Source organism: Aquimarina sp. AU474, from assembly GCF_900312815.1.
GTDB lineage: Bacteria > Bacteroidota > Bacteroidia > Flavobacteriales > Flavobacteriaceae > Aquimarina.
Map to the genome: position 1 here is coordinate 290,040 of NZ_OMPE01000006.1, position 14,366 is coordinate 304,405.

Genomic DNA, 14,366 nt, shown 5'->3' on the forward strand with positions numbered 1-14,366 from the left:
TGTTTATAAATAATGAATTACAATTTTTCACCTATTCAAATTGATGACGCGGCTATTAAAGAAATAACAGATCTTCTATGTGTTACTTTTCCAAAGGCTAAGAAATATACTGAAGACTTTATAAGGTGGCAATATGCTGAGAACCCTATTCATCCTATGTTGGGATATAATGCATATTTTGATGGAGAACTTGCAGCCCATTATGCACTAATGCCTATAAAAGCTAAGATTTTTGGAAAAGAAGAAAAAGGTCTGCTCTCATTGAACACAGCCACGCATCCGAATCATAGAGGGAAAAAACTATTTCCAACGCTTGCCAGTGAAAGCTATACATTGGCTGCGAAGCTGGGTTTTGGTTTTATAATAGGAGTGGCTAATGCGCAGAGTACTCCAGGATTTTTGAAGAAACTGGATTTTCAGTTGGTGGGAATGTTAAAAGCTAAACTGGGCTGTGGTAAAATTGTGCGTAAAGAAGGAAGTAATGTTTTGGATTACCAAAGGGATTGGGATACCTCTTCTTTAAAATGGCGTTTATCTAACCCTGAATTGCAATATAAAGTTAGAGATAATAGGGTTTTAGCTGCTACAGATATTTTTGGAATACAAGCCATTTTAAATGATTTTGATAGCCAATATAGTCTCGAGGATAATAAAAACTATTTAGGCTTTAGACCTATTAAACTTTGGATTGGTATAGATGATACCATTAATTGGAAAAAATCTTTTTATTTTGATATTCCTTTAAAAATGAGGCCTTCTCCTTTGAATTTAATTTTTAAGGATCTTACATCGCAAAATCGACAATTTAACTTTTCAGGAGTAAAATTTAGCGCACTAGATTTTGATGCTTACTGATATCAAAACTATGTTGTAATGAGTATATGATATAGTATGTCTACAGAATAAAAAATTTTATAATTTACTATTAATTGTTGCTTTTTCCTTGAGTTTCTTTTTTCATTTTTATTGCCCAATTAAGATTGTTTTTTAGTAATTGGTTATTTGAGTTTATTTTAATACCCTTGTTTCCAACTTCAATAGCTTGGTTCCATTTCTTAAGGGCATTGTACCCTGTACAAGCATTGTTGTATAGATTATCAGAGTTAGGGAATAAACGTATGCCGTCTTTGGCAACTTTTACACATTGTTCATAAAGTTCATAATTGTAATACAAAAGACTTAGACTTAGGTAGTTTGCTTCTGAAGGTTCTTTTGCGATGAGAGTAATGAGATTTTGTAGTTCGGATTGACGAGAAATAACATAATTGAGATTGTTTTGAGCCAATTGAAAATCAGGTTTTAATTCGAGAGCTTTATTACAAGCAATAATGGCATTGTCAAATTCTCCCAAAAGGTTAAGAGCAGAACAAATATTGTTGTATGCTCTATAGGATTGAGGTTGTATTTTTAACACTTCTTTTGCCGCTTCAATAGATTTGAGGTATTGCTTATTCTGATAATATTTAAAACTTAAATCGAGGTATTCTCCTAGAGCCGAACTATTGGATGTTAGTTTCTTTTCGGATTGATGTAGATCTACATTTTTTGTACTAGCCAATAAAAATCTTTTAGCCTTTAAATCGTTGTTGTCAATTGCCAAAGTTTCTATAGCAAGTTTCTCTAATTCTTTCCATTCACCAGTAACTGAATAAATTTGGAGCAAAAGATGTCTTGTGGGGATATGAGAAGGTGATAGTGTTTTTGATATATTCAACTTTTCGATAGCTTCAGCAGTTCTAGAATTTTGAAATAAGAAATTACCATAATAATACCATGGCGTATAGTAATTTCCACCATAAGTAATGGCATTTTTGAAGTATTGTTCGGCTTTAGTTAAATTTCCTTGTGCATTATATAAAATTCCTAAATTGGTATGTAAATAATGATATCTTGGAGCAAGTTTTAGAGCTCTTGTGAAGTAACCTTCGGCAATATCATATTTACCTTTTGACATTTGAGTTAACCCGTAATTCATTAAACCACGACCATTTTTAGGATTTTTTATAGTAACATCTTTCCATAATGACTCTTCAGAATCCCACACAATGTTTCTTTGATATGTTCCTATGCTATACATTAGCAGTAGAATAATAGTACTTGCCATTATATAAATGTTTTTTAGTTCATATCGCTTTTTTAAATATGCTACAAATAGCCATAAAGAATACCCTACGCTAATAATCAGACCAACATAAGGAAAAAACATACGGTGATCATTCATGACTTCGGCAAGAGGGATAATACTTGAGGTTGGAGCAAGTGAAATAAAAAACCACAATATGCCAAAACTTATAGGGTAATACTTTTTGTTTTTTGATGAGTATAAAGCGATTATTAAGAGTATTATAATAAAGAGTATTCCCAACAAAAATTTTAGAGACCAAACTGTTTGTAAAACGACCCAATCTGTATCTGCACTTAACTGAATTGGTAAAAATAAACTTCCAAAATAATAGGAGATAGATAAAGGTTGAGTAATTAAATATTCAAATGTTTTAGACGAACCAGTGGTAAAAGATTCTGGTGTCATTGTGTTATGAAAAATGTAAACTACAAAGCAAAAAACAAATGACAACCATACTTTTTTTATAGTTTGTAGTATTGGAGTAATTGATTTTTTTGAAAAGAGGTCGAAAAAATCGAGATTTTTCTCGAATAAAAGAACGTATACAAAGAATAATGGGGCAAACATAATAGCTAAAGGTTTTGCTAAAGCTCCTATTAATATAGGTATTAAGTATAAATGATATTTTTGAGCTATTGATGAGTATTGGTATAAAACAAATGCCAGTATAACAAAGAAAGTGGATTGTAGGTCAGAGCGTGCAATGATATAATTGACCGTTTCAGCCATTACTGGATGTAACATATACCATAATGCAATTGCACCAGATATATAGTAATTATATGGGTTTTCAGTGGATATGTTTAAAATTTTTTTAGTAAAAAAGAAAATTAGAATTCCTTGCAAAAGAAAGATTATAAATGTAGTGAGGTGGAAAAAGAAAGGTGTATAATCATTTCCCAACCAATAGTCAAATGCAAGCGAAGTAGTTACAATTGGTCTGTAGGTTTGGTTTTGTGGTAAAGAACTTATGGTGCTACCATCAGTAAAGAAACTAACTATATTTTTTAAACTCCTAATGTTAGGATTTTCAGTAATGGTATGAAAATCATCAAAATGAAAAGCATTATCAAAATGATTTAGATATGTTACTGTAGTAACAATAATCATTACGATGATGAAGAGTAGGTTTTTATTTTTAATAAGTAATTTCAATTTACGAGATCTTTTACGTTATTTAAAATTAATAGTTTTTAAGCAGATTGTAATTACAAATCTAAAAAATAGACAACCCAGTTAATGTAGTCAATCGCTCTAGCGCATACATACCTAATTCTGAGTTTCCTTTGGGGTTAAGAGGCGGACTCCACACGGTTACAGTGTATTGTCCAGGATGAATAGCTGCAATGCCACCGCCAACACCACTTTTGCCTGGTAAACCCACTCTAAAACTAAATTCCCCGGCTTCATCATAAAAACCGCAGGTTTGCATAATTGCATTAATACGTTTTATTTTTCTTGGTGCTAGAACTTGATGACCATCAGAAAGTGTTTTTCCTTGGTTTGCATATATCATAAAAGCTATCGATAATTCTTCACAAGACATCTCAATCGCACATTGAAATATGTAGAAATCTAAAACAACTTCAATGTCGTTTTTAATATTTCTGAAAGATTTCATTAGATTTAATAAAGCGGCATTGCGATGACTGTATTTCTTTTCGGATTCATATACTTCGTTATTAATCTTTATGCTATCATTATGTGCTATGCTCTGAATAAAACGTAAAAAATCTTCTTTAGGATTATCTAACAAAGAAATCAAAATGTCGGATATAACCAATGCTCCGGCATTAATAAAAGGATTTCTAGGAATACCTTGTTCATATTCTAATTGCACTAATGAATTGAATGGATCACCAGAGGGTTCTACATCTACACGTTCAAATAATTCATCGTCTAGCAAAGACATTGCTTTTGTTAGCGCAAATACCTTAGAGATACTCTGGATAGAAAAACGTTCGGTACTATCTCCAAAATTATAATGACCAGAATTAATACAATATAAATGAACCCCAAGTTTTTTGGAACTAATTTTGGATAACTCAGGAATGTAAGAAGCTACTTGACCTGTACTTTGTTTTGCCGTTAACTCTGCTTCAATTTGATTAAGTATTTTCTGATACTCCATAGAATCATCTAATGTAATTCATTTAAAGAACTTCCTGTTTCAATTTCATAAGGTGTTTTATTAGGCTCAAAAATTCTCGCAGATAAATTTCCTTCTAGAACAATATCTTTGTTTTTTATTCTCAACCAACTGCCTTCACGTAAACCGACAACTGGTTGGGGATTTAAGTTGTGGAATTCTTTGATACGCGTTTCTCTAGTTTCTCCCTTATGTGTAGAACTAGGGTCTGGATCCAAATAATGTGCATTAATGTTGAACGAGAATACGCCTAAGGTTTTAAAACTTTCTGGATAAACAATAGGCATATCATTAGTCGTCTGCATGGTTAAACCGCAAATATTACTACCTGCACTTGTACCCAAATACGGTATACCGGATTGTATTGCCTTTTTTAAAGGTTCGATACAATGATTGCGATATAATTGATCAACTAATAAAAAAGTATTACCACCACCAGTATAAATCCCTTGAACATTTTCAAAAGCCTCAGCAATACTGGTAAACATATGTACGCTAACTACTTTCTTATTAATTTTTTTGAAAATATTATTGACTCCTATGGTATATTCATCATGAGAAATTCCTCCTGGGCGGGCATAGGGAATAAATAATATTTCATCACTATTGCTATACAGTTCTATTAATGTATCTTTCAGGTATTCTAAGGGCTGACTTCCATGGATTGTAGAAGTACTAGCGATTACACAATTTATCATTGACTTTTTTGTAAAGATGGTTTAACGTTTTCTTATATTGAAACAGGAAGGGAAGATAAAAAAATGTAGTATCTTAATGAAGAAAAAATAACCCAATTTGACATGAGAATAAAATTATCGATCTTTTTAATTTGTATTGTAGTAAGCCAATCCATTGGCCAGATAACTTCTAGAGTTGTTGTAAATGGAAAGATTAGTGCTCCTATTGGAGATGATGTAGAAGGAGTAGTTGTTTATAATCGTAGTACTAATAAAGGAACCATTACGAACAAAGGAGGAACTTTTAAAATCAATGCAGGAATTAATGATAAAATAGAGATTGTAGCCATGCAATATCAGCATTTTTTGGTATTGATTGATAAAGGGGTCGTAGATAGTAAAAGACTTCATGTTTTTTTAAATGAATCTATAAATCAACTCGAAGAAGTTATAGTAACACCATATGATTTATTGGGTAATGTTACGGTTGATGTAAAGAAAATTGGTTTTAGTGAAAGCGGAATTACCGAAGTTTCTAAAGAGACGGGTACAAAAATTAATGATACGGATTATGATTTTAGACCTGATGAGCTTTCAACGCTAGATAATAAAGTTTTTCTTGAAGATAGAATGATCAATGGGTTAAATTTTGTGAACTTATTTAAATTGGTATACGATAATAAAAACACATCTAAAAAGAAGAAAAAGAATGCCGATATTGATGTGAAAATTCGAAATATGTACAACGATGATTTTTTTAAAAATCATTTGGCCCTAGAAATGGATCAGATTAATGATTTTATTTTTTTTGCAGAAGATAATGGATTGAGTAACATATATTTTGAAACTGGTAAAGAACTTGATCTTCTTCAGTTCTTAGTATTTCAAAGTAAATTATATCTAGATCAAAAATAGAGAAAGAAATACATTACATCAAATCCAATCTGTAACTGTATTATTTTTTTTGCGTCTTTATAAATGACCATATGTATATCGATATACATATGGTCATTTATAATTAAGAATATATATGCGTAAGATAATTCTAGCCTTTCTCATCGTTAGCTCGTTTCAGACTTTTGGGCAAACTAAAACCCTTAAAGGAAAAATACTAGCGAAGTCATTAGAAGACTATGCAATAAATATTGTGAATTTCACCAATAAAACAGGAACAACTAATGATCAAAATGGAGTTTTTGAAATACCAGCAAATGTTGGAGATTCTATTACTTTTTCATCTGTTCAATATGATATAATATCTATTGTCGTTACCCCAAACCATTTTGAAGAAGAGGGAGTGAAAATTATTTTAAGACCCAAAATACAGCTACTTGATCAAGTAAAAGTAAGTAATATTAAACTTTCTGGAAATCTAGATGATGATGTAGGCAAAGTAGAGCTCAAACCTTTTGTGGATAATAAGACACTGGGTCTTCCCTTCACCGATAAACCACAACCTACACAAATAGAAAGACGAATATATACGGCTAGATCTGGAATATTAGACTTACCTATTAACTATCTTAACGGAAAATTAAAGAGATTAAAACGAATTAAAGCACTTACAGATCTTCAGTACTTAGTTGAGAGAGCAGAAATTACTTTTGATACTTCGTTTTTTGTAAACGATTTAGACCTCTCACAAGATTTAATTACTGATTTTATGTATTATTGTGCAGAGGATCAGTATTTTAAAAATCTATTAGAGAACTCTAAAAAATTAACACTACTGGAGTTTTTTAAAAAGAAGGTAATATCTTATAAAAAACTTAAAGAAATTGATTAGTTATTTTAAATACGTTTGTTTTAATTACTTTTAACCTTTATAATTTTTTAGAATGAAGAAAGTAGTATTAATAGCATTGATAGGGGTAGTAATCTTAAGTTCTTTTACAGCGCATAAGTTTTATGTTAGTGTTATGCAAATAGAATATAATAAAGAAGAACAGTCGTTACAGATAATTTCAAGAGTGTTTATTGATGATTTAGAAGAAGTTTTACGTAAAAGATATGATGATGCTATTCGGTTAGAGGTTAATAAAGAAACTGTTGGGGCAGAGGAGTATATTAAAAAATATTTTGACCAAAAAATTAATTTTTTAATTAATGGCAAAGAGGCTTCTTTTACATACCTGGGTAAAGAATATGAAGATGATTTAATTATATTTTATCTTGAAATAGAAAATATTAGCTCTTTAGAAAGTTTAGAAATTTCAAATCAAATCTTGATGGATCTTTTTGAAGAACAACAGAATATTGTTCACGTTAAAAAAGAAAACAACAGAAAGAGTCTTATCCTAGAGAAAAGAAGAGATTCTGGGATGTTAAAGTTTAGTGAATAAATCATTAAGCTTTTAAAAAACGATTATTTTGCAAATCATTATCAATTAACTCAAAATCACTCAGATGAAAAAAGTACTTTTACTTCTTTTGGCGGCTTTTATGATGTCGGGAACTATGTCATATGCTCAAAACCAAAAGGAGGCTAAAGATGCTCGCGAACTCGGGCACACAAATCAAAATAAATTTAAGCAAATGTACGAGGAGTTTTCTACTCCTAACATGTATCGTACTGCTTCTGGGGCCCCAGGTCCAGCATATTATCAGCAACAAGCTGATTATAAAATGGACATTGAACTTGACGATAAGAACACAAAAATTACCGGAAAGGAAACCATTACTTATACCAATAATTCACCAGATAATTTAGAATTTCTTTGGGTTCAATTAGATCAAAATATGAGAGCCAAAGATTCTAAAACTCCATTAATACAAGGAGGAGGAGTCGCTCCGGCAGATCAGCCCGGTGGTTTTGTGACTAAGTATTTGGGTGAAGCTTTTGATGGAGGTTTCAATATTACTGCGGTAAAAGATGCAAATGGAAAGCCATTAAAACATACGATTAATGCTACAATGATGAGAGTAGAGATGCCTAGTGATTTGAAAGCAGGAGAAAAATTTGTGTTCTCTATTGATTGGTGGTACAATATTAATAATCATGTAAATGGTAGAGGAAGATCTGGATATGAAGAATTTGCAGATGGTAATAGAGCATATGTAATTGCTCAATTTTATCCACGTATGGCAGTCTATAATGATGTAGAAGGATGGCAAAATCATCAGTTTTGGGGTAGAGGAGAGTTTGCATTACCTTTTGGAAATTTTGAAGTCAACATAACTGTACCAGCAGATCACATTTTGGATGGGACAGGAGTCTTAGTAAACAGAAAAGAAATGTATACTAAGGAGATGATGAGTCGTTATGAAAAAGCAAAAAAGTCATATGATAAACCTGTTATTATTGTAACTCAAGAAGAGACTATAGCAAAAGAAAAAACCTTTTCTGAGAATAAGAAAACCTGGAAATTAAAAGCAGAGAACGTTAGAGATTTTGGATTTGCAACATCTAGAAGGTTTATTTGGGATATGATGGCAGTTAAAATTGGTGGTAAAGATATTATGGCAGTATCGATGTATCCTAAAGAAGGAAACCCTCTTTGGGAAGACTGGTCTACAAAAGCTGTTGCTAGTACACTAAAATCATATAGTCGTATGACATTTGATTACCCTTATCATAAAGCAATTTCTGTACATGCAAAGAATCAGGGAATGGAATACCCTATGATATGCTGGAATTACGGAAGACCAAACCCTGATGGAACATATAGCGATAGAGTGAAATATGGAATGATGAGTGTTATTATTCATGAGGTTGGACATAACTTTTTTCCAATGATTGTTAATAGTGATGAGCGTCAATGGACATGGATGGATGAAGGTTTAAATACTTTTGTACAATATGTGGCAGAGCAAGATTTTGCAGAGTGGTATCCAGCTGCGGTAGCTCCTTCAAAAAAATATCCTTCTAGAAGAGGTCCTGCACCAAAAATAGTTCCTTATATGAGTGGAAATCAGAATTTTTTATCTCCGATAATGACTCAATCTAATAATATTCATCAATTTGGACCAAATGCATATGCAAAACCTGCTACAGGTTTAAATATCCTAAGAGAAACGGTGATGGGTAGAGAACTTTTTGATTATTCATTTAGAACGTATTCGCAACGATGGATGTTTAAGCATCCAACTCCTGAAGACTTTTTTAGAACAATGGAAGATGCATCGGCAGTAGATTTGGATTGGTTCTGGAGAGGATGGTTCTATACTACAGACTATACGGATATTGGTGTAAAAGATGTTAAGAAATTTGTAGTTTCTAAAGAACCTACTCAGAAAGCGAAAGCATTTGCTGCTGCCAGAGGAGCAAGAATTGAGGATTTTGGGCCATTAGTGTTTATGGTAGAAGAGGGTAGTGAAGAATATGCAACTATAAAAAAGAATGGTAATGTTATAGATAATGCTACAACATTGAAAGAGTACCTTATGGATAACTTCTCTATAGGAGAACAACAAAAATTAAAAGAACCTAAGTATTTTTATGAAGTTACATTCGAAAAACCAGGAGGTTTAGTAATGCCTTTAATTGTAGAGTATACCTATGAGGATGGTAGCTCAGAAACTATAAAGTATCCTGCAGAAATATGGCGTAAAAATGATAAAAGTGTAAAAAGAGCCATAGCTTCTGATAAGAGTATCACAAAAATTGTAGTAGATCCTAATATGGAAACTGCGGATATTGATACATCAAATAATAGTTGGCCACAAAAAAATAAAATTGGAAAATTTGATAAATTTAAAAATAAAGTAAAAGGTCAATAATTAAGAGCTATAAAATTTTCATAAACAAAGCCATCGATTAGTATTCGATGGCTTTTGTTTTGTGGATAATGCCTATATTTGCACTGTTATGACAACACTACCTTTGTTTATTAGCGGAACCGAAATTGCTTTTATTGTTTTTATATTAGTAATGGTCTTTGGTGCCGATAAAATCCCAGAAATCGCTCGTGGTTTGGGAAAAGGAATGCGTATCGTTAAAGATGCGACTAATGATATCAAAACAGAGATCACAAAAAGTGCCGAGAAACATGGCATCGATACCGATATCCCTTCTTCGATTACTACAGATATTAAGAAAGAAATAGACCAGGTTAAAGATGATATACATGAAATAACTGGTCCTGTTAAAAGGAAATTCTAGATAATTTACTTCTTCAAATTCTTATTTTGCTCAATTTTTATTGTAAATTTTGATTTTTTCGTAAAAAAATAAACTTTTTTTTAGCACTATAATAATATTATTCTCGAGTATGGGTAAGTCTCAATGTTTACTAGTCTTTTGGGGAAATTTCAGTATAAAAAACGGTGCTATGCGAGCATAATAAATCGGTTTTCATTGCTATTCTTTCAAAAAAACGATTAAATATTTAGATAATATTTAATATATTAGCCATGAAACTAACTAAATGATAAATATTTCTGATTTTTAAGGATTTTATATTTAGTAATTATTTACACACAAACTCATAAATCTTATTCTAAAATGAAAAAAGTTATCCTTTTTACTTTAGGGCTATTTCTTGTGTTTTCTTGTACCAAAGATGACCCTAGTGAAATTAATGATCCTGCCGTAACATCTATTGATAATCAAAAATTACTTTCGGTTGATGAAATAAATAAATATATACAAGATCAACTCAAAACTAAAGGTGATGTTGTATGGTTAGAAGCTCCTGCAGTTGTCCTTTGGAGTGCTGCCGTTCATGGTGGTAATATTGTTAGCGTTGGTTATGGTGAGAAAGGAGATAGTTTCTCTTTACAACAACGTTCTCCAGATTTGGTAGGAGCTAAAAATAATATATTCAATATTGTTCAAGATACAGAACAACAAACAAAATCTAATGTTGTGAAACATGATGATGATACATTCAATTTTGTAGATGTTGAGGTTACCAAACTCGAGACGATTATTGCGTTACAAAAAGCAGATCAAATTAGATATATTGATACCTTTTATACTGGATACTTAAACGACGAAGCCGTTCAGCAAAAAGACTTTGGATGTGCTCAAAGTGGTGAAAATATTAATGGTAACGATTACAGAGTAATCTCTCCAAATGCATGGTTACCATGGAATTTTGATATTCATAAAGTGCCTCAAGCCTGGAACTATAGTACAGGTGCAGGTATTACAGTTGGTTTAATAGATACAGGTATTTCGGCAAGTCAAAGTTTATTAGGAAGCAATTTTAATGACGGTGCTTCTAATGGTAGATTTGTTCAAAGGTTTGGAACGTATATCGATTCTCCTTGGTGGTGGTCTAATAATATAGATGGCCCTAATGATAGATGCGGACATGGTACTTCAATGGCTTCAGCAATTGCATCTCCTCGTAATGATGATGGTATGCCTGTCGGTGTAGCTTATAATGCTAATTTGGTGGCATATAGAGGTACATCAGATGTATTGTTGAATGATTATCATGAGCGTAAAGGGGTTACTAATGCGTTAAGAGCTTTAGGGAATCGTGGAGATGTTAAAATCATTTCTATGTCTATTGGTTGGGTTTTTAGTATTGGTAATGTAAGAGATGCTGTAAGATATGCACATAACCGTGGTAAAATGGTAATTGCGGCAGGAGGAACTTCTACTTCAATTACAAGTTTTGTTGGTGTTATTTTTCCGGCAAATATGAATGAAACAGTAGCAGTTACAGGACTTAAAGATAACGGATATAACCGATGCAATAATTGTCATGAAGGAAGTAAAATTGACTTTACTATTGTGATGCAAAGAGCTGGAGATTCTGGTAGAAATGTTCCTGTAATAGGATTTAATTCTGGAAGTAGAAATTACGTAGGTGGATCATCTGTGGCGACTGCAACTACAGCAGGTATAGCTGCATTAGTATGGGCGCGTAATCCAAATATGACTAGGGCACAAGTATTAGATAAGTTGAAAAGAGCTGCAGAGTTTTATCCCAACCGAAATAGTAAATTCGGTTACGGAAATATAGACGCTCTTAAGGCGGTTCAATAAAATATAAATTGTAATTGAAAAAAAATGGAAGCTCAAAAGGCTTCCATTTTTTTATAGTACTCTACTAATTGTTAACCCATCTCGAATAGGTAATAATACAGTTTCTACTCTATGATCTTCTAACAATAACGTATTGTATTCTAAAAGTGCTTTGGTTGAAAAATCATCCTCGGCTACAGCATCTATAACTTTACCACTCCATAATACATTGTCTGATAGTATTACTCCTCCGGGATTCATTCGATTAATAACTAAATCAAAATAGGCAGGATAATTGGGTTTATCGGCATCGATGAATATCAAATCAAATTTTAAATCTAGTTTAGGGATAATTTGGGTGGCATCACCTACGTGTTGATGAATTTGTTCTCCGTAGGGAGATAGGTCAAAATATTTTCTTTGAAAAGTTTCAAGTTCTTCATTTATATCAATAGTATGTAATACTCCATCAGTTTGCATACCTTCGGCCAAACATAATGCAGAGTACCCTGTGTAAGTACCTATCTCGAGAATATTTTTTGGTCTAATAAGCTTAGATAATATGCTTAATACTCTACCTTGATAGGCTCCACTGAGCATACGAGGTTGTAGTATTTTTTGATAAGTCTCTCTTGTTAACTGTTGTAGTAATTTAGGTTCTTTTTCGGTATGATTAACTACATAATTGTCTAGCTCTTCCGGTATGAAATGCATATATATTACTTTTTTGCAAAGCTAAATTATTTAAAAAGATAAGTTGATAAAATTGTTTTCTTAACTTTAATCTACTTCCATTGTTGTACCCAAGATTTTATTGGTTAGATCCTTTTTGGCATCTTCATTATCTCCAAACAACCATTGTAATACATTACACTCCCAAATATCATCATATTCTTTTTGATTAATAATATCACGGTCTAAAGCAAGATCCAAAATTTTTCCCGGATATGATGATTGTGGTTCACTTTCCATCTCGCCAAGAGGATATGGATCATCTAATCCCATGATGACTTGTTTACTACCCTGGCGTTCCACAGTAAGTTTCAAAGAATCTGTATCATGTACTAGGGTATCAAAATATATGTTTGGATGCCCAACAGCTTTTCTTGGGTGTTGCTTTCCTTCAAATAAATCTGGTCTACCATCAAACCCTTGAATACGCCTACCTAAGTTCATTTGGGCTAACTGCCCTCCATGAGCGAAACATGTTCTAATATTAGGATAACGATTTTGCATACCATTAAGGGTGTAAAAATGATAAGCATCACCACATTGTGCTAACATCCATACTAAATGAAAACGCCAAGCCACATTTTCTAGTTTAATCATTTTATCACCGTCATATGGGTGAACCTCTATAGCTAGTTTATATTTATCTGCTAATTCAAAAATAGGATCATTTTCTTCATCAAAAATACATCTCCACTGTCCAATAGAATCCATAAAGTGAGTTGGTAAGCATAATACATGCATCCCTAATTCCTCAACACAACGCTCCATCTCCCATAATGCTCCATTTATAAAACCAGGATGCACTACAAATCCACAAGAAAACTTATCAGGATGCTCTCGTTGTACATTGGCATTAAAATCATTTTGAAATCGCAGCGCATGTTTCATTTCTTCTAGACGTAGACCATTACCATATAATTGCGAAAGATTGAGTACTACTGCATGGTCAATTTTGTTATGCTCCATCCATGCTAGTTTTTCATCCAGGAAAAAACTAGAGTGCGTTACAGGTCGTTTCCAACCTTTTTGTAACATATATCTGCGTTCATCATCTACCCAAAAAATTTCTTTGTCCTTCATGAATTGAGGGATCTCTTCGGGATATGGTAACAAATGCGAATGTCCGTTTATTCTAAGTTTTCTTTTCATTGGTATATTGTGTTGTTTAGAGAGATATTGATGAAACTTTTTTTTGGTTTTCTATCTAAATATTATTGCTTCTTTTTAGGAGCGTCCATAATGGTACCGCAATTAGAACATGTACATTTATTTCTATCACTATAATATTTGTCAAAAATGATAGGCATATCTGTTTCTATATTGTCCAAAGCAAATTCTTCTCTGTACAATAGTGTATTACAATTTTCGCAATACCATTCTAGAGCATCCATCATTCCTTCATTTCTAGGGTATTCTATGACCATGCCAACAGTGTTTTCACCTCGTTGCGGTGAATGAGGAACTTTGGGAGGGAGTAAATAAATTTCACCTTCTTTGATATGTACATCTTCAGGAGTACCATTATTAATTATTTTTAAAACAATATCACCTTCTACTTGATAAAAAAATTCTGGAGTTTCATTATAATGATAGTCCTTGCGATTATTAGGACCTCCTACAACCATCACAATAAAATCTCCATTTTCCCATACACACTTATTACCTACTGGCGGTTTTAATAAGTGGCGATGTTCATCTATCCAGGCTTTAAAATTTAAGGGTGAAACTAAATTACTCATGCGCTTGTTTTTATATGTAAATGCT

At 32.3% G+C, this 14,366-nt stretch carries 13 protein-coding genes; 7 read left to right on the forward strand and 6 right to left on the reverse strand.

Annotated elements, in window-relative coordinates; genetic code table 11:
* The first annotated feature begins 12 nt into the window (after nt 1-12).
* Complete coding sequence (locus DK508_RS06010) at nt 13-855, forward strand: GNAT family N-acetyltransferase (RefSeq protein ID WP_109299837.1); 843 nt, start codon at nt 13-15, stop codon at nt 853-855.
* Nucleotides 856-925: 70 nt separating this feature from the next.
* Here the strand turns inward: DK508_RS06010 and DK508_RS06015 are convergent, their stop codons facing one another.
* The 3 genes from DK508_RS06015 to pepE all read right to left on the reverse strand — a co-directional run bounded on the left by DK508_RS06015 (nt 926) and on the right by pepE (nt 4,972).
* Nucleotides 926-3,280: a tetratricopeptide repeat protein gene (locus tag DK508_RS06015; RefSeq protein WP_160114577.1), complete on the reverse strand. Its 2,355-nt coding sequence runs from the start codon at nt 3,278-3,280 to the stop codon at nt 926-928.
* Between the two features lie 61 nt (nt 3,281-3,341).
* Nucleotides 3,342-4,256 carry a glutaminase gene (locus DK508_RS06020; RefSeq protein WP_109299839.1) on the reverse strand — a complete coding sequence of 305 codons (915 nt, stop codon included), beginning with the start codon at nt 4,254-4,256 and terminating at the stop codon, nt 3,342-3,344.
* A gap of 8 nt (nt 4,257-4,264) precedes the next feature.
* The gene (pepE, locus tag DK508_RS06025) at nt 4,265-4,972 is read right to left on the reverse strand and encodes a dipeptidase PepE (protein WP_109299840.1); all 708 of its coding nucleotides are present in this window, start codon (nt 4,970-4,972) and stop codon (nt 4,265-4,267) included.
* 102 nt (nt 4,973-5,074) lie between these two features.
* Between pepE and DK508_RS06030 the strand changes: the two genes are divergently transcribed.
* The 6 genes from DK508_RS06030 to DK508_RS06055 all read left to right on the forward strand — a co-directional run bounded on the left by DK508_RS06030 (nt 5,075) and on the right by DK508_RS06055 (nt 11,891).
* Nucleotides 5,075-5,866 carry a hypothetical protein gene (locus DK508_RS06030; RefSeq protein WP_109299841.1) on the forward strand — a complete coding sequence of 264 codons (792 nt, stop codon included), beginning with the start codon at nt 5,075-5,077 and terminating at the stop codon, nt 5,864-5,866.
* A 115-nt stretch (nt 5,867-5,981) separates the two neighbouring features.
* Nucleotides 5,982-6,737, forward strand: a complete 756-nt coding sequence (locus DK508_RS06035) for a hypothetical protein (RefSeq protein ID WP_109299842.1) — start codon at nt 5,982-5,984, stop codon at nt 6,735-6,737.
* A gap of 52 nt (nt 6,738-6,789) precedes the next feature.
* Entirely contained in the window at nt 6,790-7,293 is a 504-nt protein-coding gene (locus DK508_RS06040) for a DUF6702 family protein (RefSeq protein ID WP_109299843.1), read from the forward strand.
* Between the two features lie 64 nt (nt 7,294-7,357).
* A complete protein-coding gene (locus tag DK508_RS06045) occupies nt 7,358-9,670 on the forward strand; it encodes a M1 family metallopeptidase (protein ID WP_109299844.1) in 2,313 nt (770 codons plus the stop codon).
* An 88-nt stretch (nt 9,671-9,758) separates the two neighbouring features.
* Nucleotides 9,759-10,052 (forward strand): twin-arginine translocase TatA/TatE family subunit, encoded by a 294-nt coding sequence (locus tag DK508_RS06050; RefSeq protein WP_109299845.1) that lies wholly within the window; start codon nt 9,759-9,761, stop codon nt 10,050-10,052.
* A 342-nt stretch (nt 10,053-10,394) separates the two neighbouring features.
* Nucleotides 10,395-11,891, forward strand: a complete 1,497-nt coding sequence (locus tag DK508_RS06055) for a S8 family serine peptidase (RefSeq protein ID WP_109299846.1) — start codon at nt 10,395-10,397, stop codon at nt 11,889-11,891.
* Nucleotides 11,892-11,942: 51 nt separating this feature from the next.
* Here the strand turns inward: DK508_RS06055 and DK508_RS06060 are convergent, their stop codons facing one another.
* The 3 genes from DK508_RS06060 to DK508_RS06070 form a co-directional block, all read right to left on the reverse strand.
* Nucleotides 11,943-12,584: an O-methyltransferase gene (locus DK508_RS06060; protein WP_109299847.1), complete on the reverse strand. Its 642-nt coding sequence runs from the start codon at nt 12,582-12,584 to the stop codon at nt 11,943-11,945.
* 66 nt (nt 12,585-12,650) lie between these two features.
* Nucleotides 12,651-13,751, reverse strand: a complete 1,101-nt coding sequence (locus DK508_RS06065) for an amidohydrolase family protein (RefSeq protein WP_109299848.1) — start codon at nt 13,749-13,751, stop codon at nt 12,651-12,653.
* Between the two features lie 62 nt (nt 13,752-13,813).
* The gene (locus DK508_RS06070; RefSeq protein ID WP_109299849.1) at nt 13,814-14,341 is read right to left on the reverse strand and encodes a 3-hydroxyanthranilate 3,4-dioxygenase; all 528 of its coding nucleotides are present in this window, start codon (nt 14,339-14,341) and stop codon (nt 13,814-13,816) included.
* Between the last annotated feature and the right edge of the window lie 25 nt (nt 14,342-14,366).